This window comes from Kosakonia sp. YIM B13571, assembly GCF_042788095.1.
Classification (GTDB): Bacteria; Pseudomonadota; Gammaproteobacteria; order Enterobacterales; family Enterobacteriaceae; genus Kosakonia; species Kosakonia quasisacchari.
This window is the reverse complement of record NZ_JBHZPL010000010.1, coordinates 83,396-103,075: the sequence shown is the minus strand read 5'-3', so window position 1 is coordinate 103,075 and position 19,680 is coordinate 83,396. Positions and strand designations below refer to the sequence as shown.

The 19,680-nt window shown below is 52.1% G+C and carries 18 protein-coding genes; 16 read left to right on the top strand and 2 right to left on the bottom strand.

The annotated features are described in order from the left end of the window. Positions 1-12: 12 nt before the first annotated feature. The 15 genes from ACFX4O_RS19565 to cheW all read left to right on the top strand — a co-directional run bounded on the left by ACFX4O_RS19565 (position 13) and on the right by cheW (position 15,326). Positions 13-759 carry a flagellar basal body rod protein FlgF gene (locus ACFX4O_RS19565; protein WP_131408937.1) on the top strand — a complete coding sequence of 249 codons (747 nt, stop codon included), beginning with the start codon at positions 13-15 and terminating at the stop codon, positions 757-759. 23 nt (positions 760-782) lie between these two features. Further along, positions 783-1,565 carry a flagellar basal-body rod protein FlgG gene (gene flgG / locus ACFX4O_RS19560; protein ID WP_017459383.1) on the top strand — a complete coding sequence of 261 codons (783 nt, stop codon included), beginning with the start codon at positions 783-785 and terminating at the stop codon, positions 1,563-1,565. 103 nt (positions 1,566-1,668) lie between these two features. Further along, the gene (locus ACFX4O_RS19555; RefSeq protein WP_235855219.1) at positions 1,669-2,328 is read left to right on the top strand and encodes a flagellar basal body L-ring protein FlgH; all 660 of its coding nucleotides are present in this window, start codon (positions 1,669-1,671) and stop codon (positions 2,326-2,328) included. 3 nt (positions 2,329-2,331) lie between these two features. Beyond that, positions 2,332-3,450 carry a flagellar basal body P-ring protein FlgI gene (locus ACFX4O_RS19550; protein ID WP_380210337.1) on the top strand — a complete coding sequence of 373 codons (1,119 nt, stop codon included), beginning with the start codon at positions 2,332-2,334 and terminating at the stop codon, positions 3,448-3,450. Then, positions 3,450-4,409: a flagellar assembly peptidoglycan hydrolase FlgJ gene (gene flgJ, locus ACFX4O_RS19545; protein ID WP_380210339.1), complete on the top strand. Its 960-nt coding sequence runs from the start codon at positions 3,450-3,452 to the stop codon at positions 4,407-4,409. Before ACFX4O_RS19550 ends, flgJ begins: the two co-directional genes overlap by 1 nt. A 101-nt stretch (positions 4,410-4,510) precedes the next feature. Then, the gene (flgK, locus tag ACFX4O_RS19540) at positions 4,511-6,151 is read left to right on the top strand and encodes a flagellar hook-associated protein FlgK (protein WP_131408945.1); all 1,641 of its coding nucleotides are present in this window, start codon (positions 4,511-4,513) and stop codon (positions 6,149-6,151) included. Between the two features lie 47 nt (positions 6,152-6,198). After that, the gene (flgL, locus tag ACFX4O_RS19535; protein WP_131408947.1) at positions 6,199-7,122 is read left to right on the top strand and encodes a flagellar hook-associated protein FlgL; all 924 of its coding nucleotides are present in this window, start codon (positions 6,199-6,201) and stop codon (positions 7,120-7,122) included. 108 nt (positions 7,123-7,230) lie between these two features. Continuing rightward, the gene (locus tag ACFX4O_RS19530) at positions 7,231-8,892 is read left to right on the top strand and encodes a methyl-accepting chemotaxis protein (protein WP_380210341.1); all 1,662 of its coding nucleotides are present in this window, start codon (positions 7,231-7,233) and stop codon (positions 8,890-8,892) included. Positions 8,893-9,021: 129 nt separating this feature from the next. Beyond that, the gene (locus tag ACFX4O_RS19525) at positions 9,022-9,750 is read left to right on the top strand and encodes an RNA polymerase sigma factor FliA (protein ID WP_131408951.1); all 729 of its coding nucleotides are present in this window, start codon (positions 9,022-9,024) and stop codon (positions 9,748-9,750) included. Positions 9,751-9,935: 185 nt separating this feature from the next. Beyond that, positions 9,936-10,283 (top strand): flagellar transcriptional regulator FlhD, encoded by a 348-nt coding sequence (flhD, locus tag ACFX4O_RS19520; RefSeq protein WP_131408953.1) that lies wholly within the window; start codon positions 9,936-9,938, stop codon positions 10,281-10,283. 14 nt (positions 10,284-10,297) lie between these two features. Next, positions 10,298-10,846, top strand: coding sequence for a flagellar transcriptional regulator FlhC (flhC, locus tag ACFX4O_RS19515; protein ID WP_380210343.1), 549 nt, complete (start codon positions 10,298-10,300; stop codon positions 10,844-10,846). 76 nt (positions 10,847-10,922) lie between these two features. Continuing rightward, positions 10,923-11,813 (top strand): flagellar motor stator protein MotA, encoded by an 891-nt coding sequence (gene motA / locus ACFX4O_RS19510; protein ID WP_380210345.1) that lies wholly within the window; start codon positions 10,923-10,925, stop codon positions 11,811-11,813. Next, entirely contained in the window at positions 11,810-12,766 is a 957-nt protein-coding gene (gene motB / locus ACFX4O_RS19505; RefSeq protein ID WP_380210347.1) for a flagellar motor protein MotB, read from the top strand. Before motA ends, motB begins: the two co-directional genes overlap by 4 nt. After that, positions 12,767-14,779, top strand: coding sequence for a chemotaxis protein CheA (cheA, locus tag ACFX4O_RS19500; RefSeq protein WP_380210349.1), 2,013 nt, complete (start codon positions 12,767-12,769; stop codon positions 14,777-14,779). Positions 14,780-14,816: 37 nt separating this feature from the next. Then, positions 14,817-15,326 carry a chemotaxis protein CheW gene (cheW, locus tag ACFX4O_RS19495; RefSeq protein ID WP_131408963.1) on the top strand — a complete coding sequence of 170 codons (510 nt, stop codon included), beginning with the start codon at positions 14,817-14,819 and terminating at the stop codon, positions 15,324-15,326. Between the two features lie 82 nt (positions 15,327-15,408). Here the strand turns inward: cheW and ACFX4O_RS19490 are convergent, their stop codons facing one another. Continuing rightward, complete coding sequence (locus ACFX4O_RS19490; protein ID WP_380210351.1) at positions 15,409-16,161, bottom strand: MW1434 family type I TA system toxin; 753 nt, start codon at positions 16,159-16,161, stop codon at positions 15,409-15,411. 211 nt (positions 16,162-16,372) lie between these two features. Further along, entirely contained in the window at positions 16,373-17,623 is a 1,251-nt protein-coding gene (locus tag ACFX4O_RS19485; protein ID WP_380210352.1) for a FliC/FljB family flagellin, read from the bottom strand. Positions 17,624-18,160: 537 nt separating this feature from the next. Here ACFX4O_RS19485 and fliD point away from each other — a divergent pair. Continuing rightward, positions 18,161-19,639, top strand: a complete 1,479-nt coding sequence (fliD, locus tag ACFX4O_RS19480; RefSeq protein WP_380210354.1) for a flagellar filament capping protein FliD — start codon at positions 18,161-18,163, stop codon at positions 19,637-19,639. The last annotated feature ends 41 nt before the right edge of the window (positions 19,640-19,680 follow it).

Genomic DNA, 19,680 nt, shown 5'->3' with positions numbered 1-19,680 from the left:
GAGTAGCGCTTCATGGATCACGCGATTTATACCGCAATGGGGGCCGCAAACGCGGCCCTTAACCGCCAGGCGGTGACCTCTAACAACCTGGCGAATGCTTCTACCACCGGCTTTCGTGCGCAGATCGCGGCGTTTCGCGCGATCCCTGTGCAGGGGCCGTCGATAGAAACCCGCACCATGGTGGCGGAATCCACGCCGTTTAGCGACAACACCATGGGCGCGGTGCAGGCCACCGGGCGTAGCCTGGATGTGGCCATGCCGCAAAACGGCTGGCTGGCAGTGCAACTGCCCGATGGCAGTGAAGGCTACACCAAAGATGGCAACATCGAAGTGGATGCCGAAGGCCAGCTGCGGGTGCGCGGTATGCCGCTGCTCGGTGACGGCGGCCCGGTAGCCGTACCGCCGCAGGCGGAACTGACTATCGCGGCGGACGGCACCATCACCGCGCTGGGCGCAGGCGATGAGCCTTCAGCGCTGGCGCAGGTGGCGCGCCTGAAAATGGTCAACGCCACACCGAACACGCTGAAACATGGCGACGACGGCCTGTTTCATGTCGCCGATCCGGCTGCGGCGCAAGTACTTCCCGCCGACGCGGATCTGCGCTTGATGCCCGGCATGCTGGAAGGCAGCAACGTCAGCCCGGTGAAATCGATGGTGGACATGATCGCCACCGCACGCGGTTTTGACATGAACATGAAAGTCATCACCACCGTTGATGATAACGAACAAAAAGCTAACCAGTTACTGAGCGCCGGTTAAGCCTCGGTAAGGAGAAAAACACCATGATCCGTTCTTTATGGATTGCGAAAACCGGCCTCGAAGCCCAGCAAACCAATATGGATGTGATTTCCAACAACCTGGCGAACGTCAGCACCAACGGCTTTAAACGCCAGCGTGCGGTGTTTGAAGATCTGATTTATCAGACCTTACGCCAGCCGGGCGCACAGTCTTCCGAGCAGACCACCATCCCTTCTGGTTTACAGTTGGGTACCGGTGTTCGCCCGGTCGCGACCGAGCGTATTCACAGCCAGGGCAGCCTGACGCAGACCAACAACAGCAAAGATGTTGCCATTCAGGGCAGCGGTTTCTTCCAGGTACAGTTGCCGGATGGCACCACCGCCTATACCCGCGACGGTTCGTTCCAGTTTGACCAGAACGGGCAACTGGTGACCTCCAGCGGTTACCAGGTGCAACCGGCGATCACCATCCCGCAGGACGCGCAAAGCCTGACCATCGGTAACGACGGTATTGTCAGCGTGACCGTGCCGGGGCAGACCGCGCCGCAGCAGGTTGGTCAGCTGACGCTGAGCTCGTTTATCAATGATTCCGGCCTCGAAAGCATTGGTGAAAACCTGTACCGCGAAACGCAATCTTCTGGCGCACCGAATGAATCCACACCGGGTTTAAACGGCGCGGGAACCCTGAAACAGGGCTACGTCGAAACCTCGAACGTCAACGTAGCAGAAGAGCTGGTCAACATGATCCAGACGCAGCGCGCCTACGAAATTAACAGTAAAGCGGTGTCGACGTCTGACCAGATGCTGCAACGACTGACCCAACTTTGATCCCTGGCCGCGGGCGTTGCTCGCGGCTGCTTTACCTGTAGTGAATGAGATGACCAATCACCCTTGCTCTGTACGTACGCTTTGTCGTTTTGCAACGATCTTAATGCTGATTTCCGTGGTTACCGGCTGCGCCTATATCCCGCAAAAACCGTTGGTTGGGGGCGAAACCTCCGCTGTGCCTGCACCGGTCGCCGCCGCTACTGCGAATGGCTCGATTTTTCAGACAGGGCAGGCGATGAATTATGGTTATCAACCGATGTTTGAAGACCGCCGTCCACGAAATGTGGGCGATACGCTGACCATTGCGCTGCAAGAAAATGTCAGCGCCAGCAAAAGTTCCTCTGCGAGTGCCTCGCGTGACGGCTCCACCGATGTCGGCGTTGCTGGCGTACCTGGTTTTATGGCCGGTCTGGTGGGCAACGGCAAAGCCGATGCGTCGATCAGTGGAACGAATGACTTCGCCGGTAAAGGCGGCGCGGCGGCGAAAAATACCTTTAGTGGCACCATCACCGTGACGGTGAAACAGGTGCTGGAAAACGGCAACCTGGCGGTTGTCGGTGAAAAACAGATTGCGATTAACCAAGGGACTGAGTTTATCCGATTTTACGGCATCGTGAACCCGCGCACGATCAGCGCCAGCAACACCGTTATCTCCACCCAGGTGGCAGACGCGCGCATCGAGTATGTCGGTAATGGCTATATCAACGAAGCGCAGCAAATGGGCTGGCTGCAGCGCATGTTCCTTAACCTTTCTCCTTTTTGATTGATGATGAAAACGAATTTCTTAACTCGCTGCCTGGCGCTGTTGTGCTGTCTGTCTGCGCTGGTGGCCGGGCAGGCCAGCGCGGAGCGGATCCGCGATTTAACCACCCTGCAAGGGGTGCGCGGTAACTCCCTGATGGGCTATGGCCTGGTCGTCGGGCTTGATGGCACTGGCGACCAGACCATGCAGACACCTTTCACCACCCAGAGCCTGAACAATATGCTCTCGCAGCTCGGTATCACCGTGCCAGCGGGCGTGAATATGCAGCTCAAAAACGTCGCGGCGGTGATGGTGACGGCGGAACTGCCGCCGTTTGCCCGCGCCGGTCAGCAAATTGATGTGGTGGTTTCCTCAATGGGTAACGCGAAAAGTCTGCGCGGCGGCACGCTGCTGATGACCCCGCTGAAGGGCGCGGATAGCCAGATTTATGCGCTGGCGCAGGGGAACCTGTTGGTTTCCGGCGCAGGCGCGCAGGCCGGTGGTAACCGGGTGCAGGTAAATCAGCTCAATGGCGCGCGCATTAGCGGCGGCGCAACGGTAGAACGTGAAGTGCCGTCAAACTTTGCCGGGCAGAGCACGCTCAAACTCCAGCTTAATGAAGACGATTTCACCGTTGCGCAGCAGATAAGCGATGCGATTAACCGTCGTTACGCGGGCGCCGCGTTTGCGGAAGACGCGCGCAGTATCAGCCTGCGCGCACCTGCCGACAGCGCCGCGCGCGTGCGTTTCCTTGCCGCAGTGCAGGATATTCCGTTGCGCATTGATGCGGGCGATGCCCGAATTATCATCAACTCACGCACCGGCTCCGTGGTGATGAACCGCCATGTTTCGCTTGATTCTTGTGCGGTAGCGCAGGGTGATCTGACGGTAGAAGTCGCCAGCAACACCCAGGTGAATCAGCCGAATACGCCGCTGGCAGGCGGGCAAACGGTAGTCACGCAGAACACGCAACTTTCCGTGCGTGAGCAAAACGGCTCCCTGCAACGCGTGAACACCAGCACCGATCTGAACAATGTGGTTCGCGCGTTAAACAGCCTTGGCGCAACGCCGAATGATTTGATGGCAATTCTGCAATCAATGAAAACCGCAGGCTGCCTGCATGCACGTCTGGAGATTAACTGATGATCGGCCCGGCAATGACTCAGGGGGCGGCGTTTGACGCGCACAGCCTCGACAAGCTCAAACTGGCCGCCCGCAACGACTCTCCGGATGCGCTAAAGGCGGTGGCGAAGCAGATGGAAGGGCTGTTCGTGCAGATGATGCTCAAGAGCATGCGCCAGGCATCATTCAAAGACGGCCTGTTTAATACGCAGCAGTCGGAAATGTTTACCTCGATGTACGACCAGCAGCTGTCGCAGAACATCGCCGATAAAGGAAAAATGGGATTTGCCGATCTGATGGTGCAACAACTGACCGGCAAACCCGCTTCCACGGCGGAAAATGTCACAGCGACGCGTGAAGTGCCGCTTAATATCAGCCCGGCACGCTTTATTAGCGTGCCGCTGCGTTTGCAGCCGGTCGATCCCGAAGAACAGCAGGCGGAAAAAGCCGCAATGGCGCAGCCGGAAATACCGGCGGTTCCAGGCGGCAGCTTTATTTCCCGCATGATGGCACCCGCGATGGCAGTCGCGCGTTTGAGCGGTATTCCGCATCAGTTAATTATTGCGCAGGCGGCACTGGAGTCGGGTTGGGGTAAACGCGAAATTATGACCAGCGATGGTAAACCCAGCCATAACTTATTTGGCGTGAAAGCCACGGCAGATTGGGACGGCGAAACCACGGAAATCATCACCACAGAATATGAAGGTGGAGTTGCGCAAAAAATAAAAGACAAATTTAAAGTTTATTCCTCTTATGCCGAGGCGCTGGAAGATTATACGTCGTTAATTAGTCGTAGTCCGCGTTATAAAAATGTTGTGAAATCTGAATCGCCGGAAATAGCGGCAAAAGCGTTGCAGTCTGCCGGATATGCAACCGATCCCGCCTACGCGAAAAAATTGATCAATATCATTCAGCAGGTGAAGAATAACGTTAATCAGGCGGCTGAAGCCTACTCTTCAGATTTTTCTTCATTATTTTAATCGTCAGGCTTTAGTGAAATTTTATAAGGCCGATAAATATAAGAGAGCGCTACTTTTATCAGGGGCGTCTTACCTCCTCCTCTGGTTAGGATCGATAACATATGAATTTAATCAATCTGGCCCAGAATGGGCTTAACGCTGCGCAGAATGCATTGAATGTGGTGGGGAATAACCTGTCGAATGCTACCACGGCGGGATATAGCCGCCAGAATATTGTTCTGGGCGAAGCGGGTGGCAAATCCACCAATTATGGTTTCTTCGGCTACGGCGTAAAAGTGGGCGATGTCCAGCGTGCTTATAATGGTTTTATGACCAACCAGGTGCGCGGCGCGGCAACGGAATTTTATTCCCTCAATAGCCGTTACGAGCAGGTTAGCCAAATTGATAACATGCTCGGCGATAGCACCAATAATATTTCCGTGACCATGGATAATTTATTCGAAGCCATGGAATCGGTAAGTAAAGACCCTGTTGACCCGGCGGCTCGCCAGGGGGTTCTGGCTGAATTTAACGCCATGGCCAACCAATATCGCTCCAACAGCAAAACATTAAATGGTCTGGAGCAGAGCACCAACACGCAAATTAATCAGACTGTTGATGATATTAATTCCTATACCAAACAGCTGGCGTCGCTGAATAAGCAAATTGAAAAGATCCACGGCCAGACCGGCGGTATGCCTGCGGATTTACTCGATCAGCGTGACCAATTATTAGGTCAGTTGAGCGAAAAGATCGGTATTAAGGTGACAGAAAATACTGATACCGGCGCTGTGAATGTTTCCATGCAAAACGGCATGGCGTTGGTCAGCGGCGGCAAATCCTATGAACTGCAGGCCAGCGCGTCTGAAAGCAACCCGGCAAAAACCGTGGTGGCGTACGTTGATGCGTCGGGCAACGCCCTGCCGCTCGACGAAGGGAAAACCACCGGTGCGCTGGGCGGGCTGTTCAAATTCCGCAATGAAGATCTGGTTTCTGCGCGCGATCAACTGAACCAGCTGGCGCTGCAAATGGCCAACAAGTTCAACGAAGCGAATGCTCAGGGTTACGACCTCGACGGCAACGCGGGCGGCGATATTTTTAACATCGGTAAACCGCAAGCGGTCGGCAACATCAATAACACCGGCACCGGTTCACTGGATGTCAGCTTTACCGATATTCCGTCCGTGAAATCGGAAGACTACGAGCTGACCTTTAACGGCCCGGGCAGCACCGACTGGACTATCACCACTGCTGATGGCCGCTCTATCACGCCGACCGTTGGCAGTAATGGCGAACTGGAATTCGAAGGGATCTCCATTACCCCTGGCGGCACACCGCAGCCGGGTGACAGCTTTACGCTGAACCCGACCGACGGCGCGGCAGATAACATCACCGTGGCGATCACCGATGGCGATCAGATTGCGGCGGCGAAATCCCCCGATCCTGACGACCAGAGCGATAACGAAAATATCCTGGCGATGATTGGCATCAAGGACGAAAAAGTGGTGGATGGCATGACGCTGTCTGGCGCTTACGCAAGCCTTGTCAGCTCCGTCGGTTCCTCGGTGAGTGCGCTGAAAGCGGACATGACCACCTCGGCGAATGTGTATGACCAGTGGGCGCTTCAGCAGCAGTCGGTTTCGGGTGTTGATATCACTGAAGAGTACGTCAATTTGCAGATGTTCTCTCAGTATTACCAGGCGAATGCGCAGGTTTTACAGACTGCGAACACCCTGTTCGACACGTTGTTAAGTATTCGCTAAGTACGCCCGGTTTACCGGGCCACTCAATGAAAAGTCAGGAATAAACGATGCGTCTTAGCACCAGTTATATGTTTCAAAATCGTATTGATAGCCTGTCAGATGCGATGACCGGTTATAACGATTTGTCCACGCGCCTTTCTGCCGGGCAAACGCTGCTGAAGCCTTCCGACGATCCGTCGGGTGCGTCGCAGGCGGTTATTTTGCAGAACGCGTTATCCCGAATGAGCCAGTACGACACCGCGCGCACCTACGCGCAGGATGCGTTGGGCCAGGAAGATAACACGCTGGATTCTATCTCTAATCTGCTGTCTGAAAATTTGTCGCAGAAAATTGTTGCCGGTGGTAATGGCGCGTACTCCGATGAAGATCGCGCAGCGCTGGCGCAGGAGTTGCAGGGGATCCGCGATAACTTGCTGGATCTGGCGAACACCAAAAACAGCGACGGTCGCTACATTTTTGCCGGTTACAAAACCGGGGCGGCGCCTTTCCAGAAAGACGGCACCTATGTCGGCGGTGATACCGCGATGACGCAGGTGGTTTCCGACAGTACCGAAATGCAGGTCGGTCATACGGGCGACGATATCTTTTTGAGCGGCTCCCCGGACGATCTGTTCAAAGCGTTGGACGCGGCCATTACGCAACTGCAACAGCCAGTCACTAACGATGCCGATCGTCAGGCTTTGCAGGCCACGCTGGATAGCACCAACGTCAGTATTAAGAAAAACATTGATAACCTGGGCAAAGTCCGCGCCACCGTCGGCACCAATATGCAGCAGATTGAAGCCCTGGGTTTTAGCTCGGAAGCGCAAAATATCAATGTGCAAAGCCGGTTGCAGGAAACATTAGGATCGGATTGGGATTCGATGATTACGCTGTTGTCGCAATCCAAGATGTCGGAGTTCGCACTCAATTCGTCAATGACCGTGTTCCAGTCGATGCAGCAACTGTCGATTTTTAATTTCGTGGGTTAACCCCATTCAGGCCCGTCATTATTGACGGGTTTTTATTCATCTCGCATGTGTGCATGAAATATCTGCAAAAAGGTATTTCGCCGTGTTCTCAATTATTTAGGTTTCGTTATGTTTAAAGACTTAAAAATATCCACCGGGATTAATATCCTGTTTGGATTGTTAATTGCTTGTATTGTTATGGTATCTACCTATGCGTTAGTCAGTAGCCGCGCAACGGCGGATAACTTCGATGATGCGGTCATGACCAACAACAATATCGATATGTTAAACGGCGCGATTGTCGGTATGACCGGCGGTATTGCGCAGATTAACGGCGCAATGCTGGCGACCATGATCAACCAGGCGCCAGGACAGGACGATATCGATAAAGCGAAAAAAATGCTCGCGAATGCGGAAAAGCAGATGGACAAATTTATGTCCACGCCGTTCCAGACCGAAGAAGAACAGACGATTGCCAACAATATTAAGAAGCGTTTTGATACGGTTCTGGCGGGTGCACAGCGCAAGGCAACGTTTATTAAAAACCCGACGACATATGATCGCGATGTGATTGAAGAAGCCAAACTGCGTGTCGGGTTACAAGATGCCTCTGAAGAATATTTAGCCTATGCCGAGCAAATGGTTACCGGTTTTAGCGATGTATCGCACCGTGATACCCAGCGTATGAGTTTCTTCGCGTTCTTTGCGCTGGCGTTGGCGGTGATTAGCGCGGTGGTTTCCCGTCTCTGGCTGAAACGCACTATCTTTAGCCGTCTGGAACAAGCTATCGTCTCCTTCAAGGCTATCGCTGAAGGTAACCTGAGCAGCAAAATTGACGCGGGTGCGCAGAACGAAATCGGCAAAATGCTGCTGGAAGTTGAGCACATGCGCCAGTCGCTGACCGACACGGTTTACGGCATTCGTACCGGCGTGAAGCAGATTTATTCCAACGCCCAGGAAATCGCCACCAGCAACAACGATCTCTCTTCGCGTACTGAACAGCAGGCTTCCGCACTGCAGGAAACTGCGGCCAGCATGGAAGAGCTGAAAATCACCGTTCGTCAGAACGCCGACAACGCCCACAGTGCGCAGCAACTGGCAGAAAGCGCCAGCGTCAGCGCGCAGAAAGGCGGCGAAGTGATGACCAATCTTGATAAGATCATGACGGAAATTACGGTGAACTCCCGTCAAATTGCCGACATCAACAGCGTGATTGATAGCATTGCTAACCAGACCAACATCCTGGCGCTTAACGCGGCGGTTGAAGCGGCGCGTGCCGGTGAGCAAGGTCGTGGTTTTGCGGTTGTTGCCGGTGAAGTACGTAACCTGGCGAAACGCAGCGCCGATGCGGCGAAAGAGATCCGCCAATTGATCAACACCTGTGTTGCCAATATGAATATCGGTTCTCAGGAAGTTGAACTGGCCGGTTCTTCCATGCAGGAAATTGTGAAATCCGTTATTCAGGTAACCGACATTATGGCGGAAATTACCTCAGCATCGGATGAACAAAGCACCGGTATTAACCAGATTGCGCAGGCCGTTAATGAAATGGACCTGGTTACGCAGCAGAACGCCAGCATGGTAGAGAATGCCGCGCGTACCGCAACCAGCGTGGAAGAGCACGCCAGCGATCTGGAACAAATTGTTGCCCAGTTTACTGTTAATGAAAGCCATGTGTCTGCCGTTACCCGCAGCAGAAATAACGGAGAGAAATTGCGCCCTGTTATTACCGCTGCCAAGCGAGATTATGTTCCAGCCAAAAAAACTGAAGGCGACTGGGAAACATTCTAATTAGCTGTGGGTTTCGTGGGGAAATAAAGTCACGATATGTTCCACTTTCCGATTGCTTATCATGCTATTTGAATTGGCGATAATCGATAATAATTTTAATCAATTATTATCATCCCGGAAATTGTAATAGTGAATGGATTATATAGCCCTGACGGGGCAATTCTGAAAGACCAGTTGTGGACCAAATACGGTTATTTAGTTCGCTACGAAGCGTTAAAGATGCAGTCTAAATTATCATCAAGTGTTGATATTGACGATCTTATTCAGGCGGGTGCCATTGCGCTTCTGGATGCAATCGAACAGTTTGACCCCAAAAAAGGGGTCAAACTCACGGTTTACATTGCACAGCGTTTACGTTGGGCGTTTATGGATGAATTACGCGAACACGATTGGGTACCTCGTCGCGTTCGTCGTAAAACCCGTGAAGTTTCTTCTGCCATTATGCGCGTTGAGCAACGTGCCGGTGGCGTGGCAAGCGAGTCGGACATTGCTGCTGAATTAGGGATGTCATTGCAGGAATATCAGCAAGTATTATCTGATACTAATACCAGCATGCTCTGTTCACTCGACGAGCTACAAGAATTACTGGCAGATGGCGTTGAACTGTCAGAAATGGAACAGGATCATCTTGACCCGCTAAACGATATTTTACTGGGCGATTTGACAAAGCAGATCAGTAAGGAGATCAGAGAGCTTCCTGAGCGCGAGCAGATGCTACTCAATTTATATTATCAACAGGAGTTGAATATGAAAGAGGTCGGTTCACTGCTGGGTATTACCGAAACGCGCGTCAGCCAGTTGCATAGCCAAACGATTAAACGTTTACGTGCGCGTCTGGAAGGAAGAGGCTGGGAATAATAAGTCATCAGGAAAATCTTGCTCCGATAAAACTTCGACCAGGCTGGCTTTTCTTATTAGGTTCATTATTCCCGTCTAACCTTGATTTCTTATACTAAAAAATCGGCATTAAACTTGTTACATCTTGGTTACACAATAAAGGACGGTAATTGCAGTATGGATTACCTTGTACAGGGGGAATTGTAATGAACGTAACAAACTTTAATGAGCCGACGCAGTGTATTCGGGACTTGAATCTTTCCTATTTGTTATTGGCGCAACGTCTCATTCACGAGGATCGCTTTACGGCAAAATTTCGCCTGGGCTTAAGTGAGTCCACAATCGATATTGTGAAAGGCTTGACGTTTCCGCAGCTTATTAAACTTTCGTCAACCGGTCAGCTTATTTGCCGGTTACGCATAGATAACGAAACAGTGATTGACTGTTTGACCAAAGATTCCCGTATTGATGCTTTGCAAAGTCTCCATACCGGAATCATTTTATCCACTGATTTGCTTAATTCTCTTTCTGGGGAAGAGCCTTCGAGATCCTGACAGCGGAGTTTGTGATGTGTGAAAAAAGCATAATGTCAGAAATCAGGGATGCGCAAATTGCCATGGAATTGATTTCTTTTGGCGCCAGGATGCAGGTTCTCGAAAGTGAAACCAATCTTAGCCGCAGAAGATTATTAAAACTGTATAAAGAACTCAAAGGCTGTTCGCCGCCGAAAGGCATGCTACCGTTTTCCACCGACTGGTATATGGCGTGGGAACAAAATATTCATTCGTCAATGTTTTATAACATTTTTTGTTATCTGCAAAAGACGGAATTGGGTCGCCCCGTTGAGATTATGCTGAAAGGCTATCGCCTGTATCTGGAAAATAGTCTGAACGGTACAGAGGAAAAGCCAGTTTTAGGTTTAACGCGCGCCTGGACGCTGCTGCGCTTTATTGACTGCGGCATGGTTACACATACTGAGTGCAGCACTTGTGGCGGGCGCTTTATTACCACGCCGGAAAATACCAACACGAATTTTACTTGCTGTTTGTGTTTTCCACCTTCGCGGGCAATAAAAAAAGCCACGCCTGATCTGGCGCGTTCTCATCGGCGACAGTAACAGATGCTGCGGCATTTTCACCGCGCGGCCTGATATCAGAGTTGCGGAATGATTACTGAATTATTAAGGAGTTGAAGTGTTAGTCATCATTGGCTATATCGTCGTTTTCGCGACCGTATTTGGCGGCTTTGCGCTCAGTGGCGGCAATCTTGCGTCACTGTTTCAGCCTACCGAATTTTTAATTATCGGCGGCGCAGGCGTAGGGGCTTTTATTGTCGGAAATAACGGTAAAGCGATTCGGGCCACCTTAAAAGCGTTTCCTACTCTGTTTAAAGGTTCCCATTTCACCAAAGCGTTATATATGGATCTGCTGGCCATGATGTATCTGTTGCTGGCGAAAGGCCGACAGAATGGCCTGGTATCGCTGGAAAACGATATTGAAGATCCGCAGAACAGCCCGATTTTCTCGGCCTATCCACGGCTGATGGCCGACAGTGAAATCATGAATTTCATCACCGATTACCTGCGTCTGATGGTGAGCGGTAATACCAACGCGTTTGAAATGGAAGCGTTGATGGATGAAGAGATTGAGACCTGCGAACACGAGCATGAAGTGCCGGCGCACAGCCTTAACTCCGTCGGTGACGGGTTGCCCGCATTTGGTATCGTGGCGGCGGTCATGGGGGTGGTTAACGCCCTGGCGGCCGCCGATCGTCCGGCAGCGGAACTGGGGGCGCTGATTGCCCACGCCATGGTCGGTACCTTCCTCGGTATTTTGCTGGCATACGGCATGGTGCTGCCGCTGGCGACGCTGCTGCGTCAGCAGAGTGCGGAACACCTGAAAATGCTCGAGTGCATTAAGACCATGCTGCTTTCCAGCATGAACGGTTATGCGCCGCAGATCGCCGTTGAATTTGGCCGTAAGACTCTCTTTTCCACGGAACGTCCCAGCTTCGCGGAACTGGAAGATCACGTTCGCGAAGTGCGTACCTCAAGCTCTTCATCCTCTTCGGGTGAATCGACATGAGTAAGAAGTCTGCCACTACCATTGTTGTCCGCAGATCCATCAATAAAAAGCATGGTTCTCACGGCGGTTCCTGGAAAATCGCCTATGCGGACTTTATGACCGCGATGATGGCGTTTTTCCTGGTGATGTGGCTGCTCTCTTCTTCCAGCCCGGAGCAGCGCCAGCAAATCGCTGAATATTTCCAAATGCCGATTAAAACCACGCTGGCACAGGGTGATAAAGCGAGCCTTAGCGACAGCATGATCCTCGGCGGTGGCGAAGATGTCATTAAACAAGATGGCGAGGTTTTCAAGCGGACGTTGCAGCAACTGGACGAGAAGAAGAGTGAAGTCAACCTGAAGCGCGCGAGGGAGAAGCTGGAAAGCCTGATCCAAATCGATCCGCGTTTGAACAACTTCACCTCCAACCTGCGGCTTTCGCTGACCGATGACGGATTGCTGATTCAGATCACCGATAGCGCGGATCGCCCGATGTTCCAGATAGGCCGGCCGACACCGGAAAGCTACATGGTGAACATTCTGCAGGCGCTGGTGCCGGTGTTAAACGACATGCCGAACCGCATCATTGTGACCGGTCATACGGATTCGCTGCCTTACGCCAACGGTGCGCAGGGCTACAGCAACTGGGAGCTCTCTTCCGATCGTGCCAACGCGGCGCGGCGCATTCTGACTGGCGCAGGGCTTGCCAGCAATAAATTTATCCGGGTTGTCGGTACGGCGGACACCATGATGCAGGCCGGTTCCGATGCGGCCGATCCCATTAACCGCCGTATCAGTATCCTGGTGCTGAGCCAGCAGAAAGAGAAACAGATCATGCAAGAAGATGTGCTTTTGCGCGACACGCTGGTTTCATCCCCGGCGAGCCAGAGTGCATCAGCCACCGACGCGCCGCAGAGCAGCAGCGCAGTGGCAGTTGAACCTACGGTAAAAAGCGGTCCTGAGGAGATTAAGTAAGTGGACATAAGCGATTTTTATCAGGCCTTTTTTGACGAGGCGGATGAGCTGATGGCGGATATGGAAAAATATCTGCTGGAGCTGGATCTCGACTCACCGGACAGAGAAGTTCTGAATGCGATTTTTCGCGCTGCGCACTCGATAAAAGGCGGTGCGGGCACCTTTGGTTTCACTGTGTTACAGCAAACCATGCACATCCTGGAAAACCTGCTGGATGATGTACGCAGCGGTACGTTGACGATTACCGGCCCTATTCGCGATCTGTTTTTGGAGAGCAAAGATATTATGCAGGATCAACTGGATGCCTATAAAGCTTCAGCCGAGCCCGACGAGGAGACATTCCACTATATCTGCGAAGCGTTACGCCAGATAGCGCTCGACGGTGCGGCTCCTGCGGCGGTTTCCACAGACGTTTCGGCGCCTGTTGTGGCCGAGGCAGTCGTCACAGAAGCGGTGGCAGCACCGGCGGCGAAACCGGCTGAGGATGGCCAGCGACTGCGCATCGTGCTGAGCAAAATCAAAGAAGACGATCGCCAGCCGCTGATCGATGAAATGGGCAATTTAGGCCGCGTGAGCCATTTGCAGGCCGAAAATGAGAACCTGCAACTGACGCTGCACACGACCGTATCCCCGGACGATATTCTCGCGGTGTTGTGCTTTGTGCTCGAACCGGAACAGATTGCCATCACACCTGCACCGGCTGAAGACGAACCTGTTGCCACATCCGACGAACCTGCGGCACCCGCGCCTGCGCCGGTTAACGCGGTGACCGCACCGGCGGCACCTGCAGCGCGTGCGACACGCCCGGAAAATAACCGCCAGCGTCCACAAGCGACAGAAGCCAGCAGTATCCGCGTGGCGGTCGAGAAGGTCGATCAGATAATCAACCAGGTGGGCGAGTTGATCATCACCCAGGCCATGCTCTCGCAGCTTTCTGGTGTGCTCGATTCAACCAACCACGACACGCTGATTAGCACCATCGCGCAACTGGAGCGTAACGCGCGCGACTTGCAGGAGTCGGTGATGTCAATCCGCATGATGCCAATGGAATATGTCTTCAGCCGCTTCCCGCGACTGGTTCATGACCTTGCCGGTAAGCTCAATAAAGAAGTGGAACTGACGCTGGTCGGTGGTTCTGCTGAGCTGGATAAACGTCTTATCGAACAGATTGTCGATCCGCTGACGCACCTGGTGCGTAACAGCCTCGATCACGGTATTGAACCGGTCGATGTGCGCCGCGCCAACGGTAAAGCCGACATGGGGAACCTGGTGCTTTCGGCGGAACACCACGGCGGCAATATCATTATCGAAGTGACCGACGATGGTGCCGGGCTGAACCGCGAGAAGATCCTGGCGCGTGCGCAGCTGCAGGGCATGACGATCAGCGAAAACATGAGCGATGAAGATGTCTGGATGCTAATTTTCGCGCCGGGCTTCTCCACGGCGGAAAAAGTGACCGATGTCTCGGGTCGCGGCGTGGGTATGGACGTGGTGCGCCGTAACATTCAGGAAATGGGCGGGCATGTGACCATCCATTCCGAGCAGGGGCGCGGCTCGAAGATCCGCATCATTCTGCCGCTGACGCTGGCGATCCTCGACGGGATGTCGGTGCGTGTTGGCTCGGAAATCTACGTTCTGCCGCTCGGCAGCATGATGGAATCGTTGATGCTTTCCGAAAACGTCCTGCACCGGATGACCGGCGGCGAGCGCATGTTGCAGGTGCGTGAAGAGTATTTACCGCTGGTTGAGCTGGGCACGCTGTTTGGCATTCACGACGAAAATTACGATATCAGCGAAGGGATTGCCGTCATTGTGCAGAGCGCCGGTAGCCGTTACGCCTTACTGGTGGATCAACTGATCGGCCAGCACCAGGTAGTGGTGAAAAATCTTGAGCAGAACTACCGCAAAATTCCGGGTATTTCTGCGGCGACCATCCTCGGCGACGGCAGCGTCGCGCTGATTCTGGATGTGGCGGTGTTAACGACGCTGGCAAAAAGCGCTAAGGCGCAATGAAACGCAGCCTGACGTCAGTTTTTGAAAAGGTTATGAAATGAATTTATCGAACACAGACAAGCAGTTAACCGGTGACAACACCGGTAATGAGTTCCTGGTCTTCCGCCTGGGCAAAGAAGAGTACGGCATTGAGATCCTTAAAGTGCAGGAGATCCGGGGTTACGATCGCGTCACCCGCATCGCCAACACGCCTGCCTTTATTGCCGGTGTGACCAACCTGCGCGGCGTGATTGTGCCGATTGTCGATCTGCGCGTGAAGTTTGAACTGGCTTCCGCCGAGTTTGACGACAATACGGTGGTGATTGTGCTGAGCCTCGACAGCGGTCGCGTGGTCGGGATTGTGGTTGATGGCGTTTCCGATGTGCTGGCGCTCAATGCCGCGCAGATCAAACCCGCGCCGGAATATACCGTTACGCTCTCCACGCAGTATCTGCTGGGTCTTGGCTCGCTCGATGAGCGCATGCTGATTCTGGTAGATATTGAAAAGCTGCTGAACAGCGAAGAGATGGAGCTGATTGAACGCGTGACTGAGACCTCTTTTAACTAATTTTGTTTTACTTTTAATACGCGCTGTACCTTACAGGCCTTTCCCTTACGGGAAAGGCTTTTTTTTGCTTTCAGCAACGTGATCACCAGCTCACATAAACCCGAATCGTTCTGCCCACTTGGCTTTTCAGATACTGGTGCATTTTGTAGACATCATTGCTTGAATTGAAATCATCGAATCTAAAGCGAACATGGTCTCCCATCGAATGGGCAAAAATATAAGCCTTAAAGTCGTGAGACATATCATAAATGACATCATCGATTCTGATTTGTATGCCCGCTACGCTAAGTTCGGCAAGCAGTTGTTCATCGTTTTCAGGACTACCGGTGAAAAACATAGCGACAAAATTGCACGATGGAGAAATGTACTCAGGATGATATGAGGTGCCGAAACTCCATACAGCGTTTAATAATTCAGGTGACTGAATTAAAGTTGCATAACTTTTAGCGCCATAATCCTCACCGTCTGTGCCCGCCGGGTTGATTTTTATCGTTTCCATATCAAATATCACTTTCCAGTTATCGCCAGGTTCACCAACCCCACCAACAGCGCTCCAGTCCATTGCTTCCATATCCTCGTGCGTCGCAACCCAGGGAACAAAATCCTGCTGCGCATTGCATAACTCGATATTGGGTAAGTAGTTAAATGCCGTACCCACGGCGATACCTGCCGCCGCTCGCCAGTCATTTTCAACTACCACCTGCTCTGTTAAGCCTGGATTTCTGACGAGGTACATTCCTGCATCATGCCACACGCTTCTGCTGACCCGGTTACCGGCCTGAAGCTGTAACATCGCCCATGCGAATGAACCTTCTGGTGCGGTTAAATCTGCCATCGCTACTCTCCTTTAAACGGAATATAAAAAAGATAGCCAGCGTGGAAATGAAAGATAGATGAAGGTTCTGATAACGCGTTTTAGTCAACGCGGTGCAGGGCGGTTTATTACTGATAGAAAGGCGTGTTAAATCGCAGGCAATAAAAAACCCGCCCAGGCGAATGGGCGGGTGGGTAAAAAGCAGGCCGCAGCCTGCCGGAAACACCAGAAATTAACGCAGCAGAGACAGTACGTTCTGCGGAACCTGGTTAGCCTGAGCCAGTACGGAGGTACCAGCAGACTGCAGGATGTTCGCGCGGCTCATTTCGGAAACTTCAGAAGCGAAGTCCGCATCCAGAATACGAGAGCGAGACTGAGACAGGTTGTTAACGGTGTTGTTCAGGTTGCTGATGACAGAAGCGAAACGGTTCTGTACCGCACCCAGACCAGAACGCAGTTCGTCAACCTGAGCCAGCGCGTCGTCGATTTTGGTCAACGGATCGGTAGTTGCCGGAGTGGTAGAAACAGCTTTACCGGTGGTAATAGTACCGTCCTTATCTGCATTGGCTACGGTCAGGCCACCAGCGGCATCTTTAACATAGAAGTTACCTTCACCATCAGTCATCAGAGAGCTACCAGCAAGGCCGGACATGTCAGCAGTCTGCGAAACGGTAACGGAAGAACCCGCTTTGTTGCTGCTCATGGTCACACCGGTAGTGGTTGACGCAGTGGTGGTGTTAAATGTCAACCCAGTACCTGTGCCGTTTGCTTTTGCTTCGTAGTATTTACCATCATCACCAGAAACATAAGTTTTACCATCAGAACCCTGAACAACGCCGGTGGCATTTACGGTTGCACCAGCTTTGCCATCAACGAGGTTACCCAGATTAGCGTCAACGGCTACGCTGATATCCACAGTGGTAGAAGTGGTCAGGGAGTTAACGTCAACGCCTGCTGCTACGTTGAAGCTATCCATACCCAGCGTGCTTGCGTCCATTTTGCTCAGTTCGATATCGATTTTCTGACCATCGTTAGAACCTACCTGAATAGTCAGGCTCTGATCTGCGCTCAGTACTTTCACGCCGTTGAACTCAGTCTGTTCAGAGATACGGTTGATTTCAGACAGACGCGCGTCGATTTCGTCCTGGATGGACTGACGGTCAGAATCAGAGTTGGTGCCGTTCTGCGCCTGTACAGACAGACGACGGATGTTCTGCAGGTTGTCGTTGATTTCGTTCAACGCGCCTTCAGTAGTCTGCGCCAGAGAGATACCGTCGTTGGCGTTACGGGAAGCCTGGCTCAGGCCGTTGATGTTAGCGGTGAAGCGGTTAGAGATTGCCTGACCTGCTGCATCGTCTTTGGCGCTGTTAATACGCAGACCAGAAGACAGACGTTCAATTGCAGTACCCAGAGAGCCCTGAGATTTATTCAGGTTGTTTTGGGCGACGAGGCTGAGGGCGTTGGTATTAATAACCTGGGACATGGGGTTTCCTTATACACAATTTACTATACAGAGTATGGTTATGCGTCATTTCGTTCGCATACTTAATTAATCGGCCTTATAAAAAATGACTAAAATATTTTGCGCGAAAAACTTTTGTATTGGTTGGCCGACTTTTACTTTTTGAGTGGGTTTTGGTGCTATATCGTTGATATTTTATGCGTCTTTATGGTTTATGTTTTAAATTAACCGCAAAACCGCGCGTATTTTGCTTAATTACTTTTTTATCTTTTTCTTTTGAATTTTAATACGGTTTTCTTGCTATATAAGGAAAGGTTTTTTATTGAACGCAAAGCGATAAATTGCCGTCATTTTTGTCGCTAATTATCAGGAATGAATTTTGCTTCTTTATGTGCGGTGTTTGCCCTTTTGTAATCGGCTGGAATTGTTGAGAATAGCCAGTGAAAAGTGCGTCTTTCCTTTATAGTGCACTAAAGGTAAAAAATTCATCTTTTATTTTTCTGCGCCGATAGCTTAATAGAGAATTACCGCAAATATACATTTCCGACAGGAGAAGAAATGGCTATATCATCATTAGGGGTTGGTACTGGCGGGATTGATACGGCGTCGATGCTGGATCAGATGAAAGCGGGCGAACAAACACGCCTGACGCCGTATACCAGCCTGAAAAGCAAGTACGACTCGCAAATTTCGGCCTGGGGCCAGATTTCCAGCCTGCTGGCAAACTTGCAGAAAAGCGTCACCACCATGGGTGGCGATGCGTTTAGTAAAATGACCGTTAGCGCCAACGAAGCGTTTTCGGCCGTTGCGGGCAGCGGCGCACAGGCCGATAGCCACTCGGTGACGATTTCGCAGCTCGCCGCCGCGCATAAACTGAAAACCCAGCCGCAAACCGATGCTGATACCGCGCTCGGTACCAGCACATCGGGCGGTACGCGCACCATCACTATTACCCAGAATAACGGTAAAACGATGGACGTTGAGCTGGCTGATGATGAAACCTCGCTGAACCAGATTGCGAAAGCCATCAACAAAGAGAAAGGCGATGTCAGCGCATCCGTTCAGCGTACCGATGACGGTTATCAACTGGTACTGAGCTCGAAAACAACCGGTTCAGACGGCCAGATGAGCGTCAAAGTTAACGGCGACGCCTCGCTTGCCGGTGTGCTCGATACCTCAAATGGCGGTCAGCATTTTGACGATCAGGGTGTGCTGGTTAACGACCCTGGTATGACTGACAACATGATCTCCGTTTCGGATGCGCAGGACGCGAAATTGCGCGTCGACGGTTCCGACTACACGCGTTCAACCAACAACATCAATGACATCATCGATGGCGTGACGCTGAACCTGAAAAAAGTGTCGGAAAACGGTGCTTCTGAGCAGCTCACGCTGACCAACGATACCTCGGCAATCAAAACCAGCCTGCAAGATTTTGTTAAGCAATACAATGCATTGCTGGATAAAACCACCTCGGCCAGTAAATATGTCGCTGCCGATACTTCAGGCCTTGGCGATGAAGATGTTGCCACACAGAGTTCGAAAAGCGGCGCGCTGATGGGCGATTCCACCCTGCGCGGGCTGGTGAGCGAAATCCGTTCCACCGTGAATGGTGTGTACGGTGATGCGGATGCGACCTACGGTTCGCTGGCGGATCTCGGTATTTCAATTGATGCCCAGACCGGCCAGATGACGCTGAACGAAGATACGCTGGATGAAGCGATTGCCGACAACCCGGAACAAATTTCCAATATGTTTTCGGGTCGCGGGGCGAATGAAGGGCTGGCAACGTCGCTGGGTTCGATTCTGAAAGAGTACCTGGGCGACAGCAAAACCAAGACCGACGGCATCATCGATACCGCGACCGACAGCCTGGAAACTCAATCCGAAATCGCGCAAACGCAGATCGACAAAACGCAGAAGCTGATTGATGCCCAGGTTGAACGTTATCGTGTCCAGTTCCAGAATCTGGACTCCATGATGTCGAATCTCAACAGCATGAGCAGCCAACTGACGTCTCTGCTTTCCACCCTTTAATTTTTGTTACCAGCAGGCCTTTGCCGGCCTGCTTTCAGGAG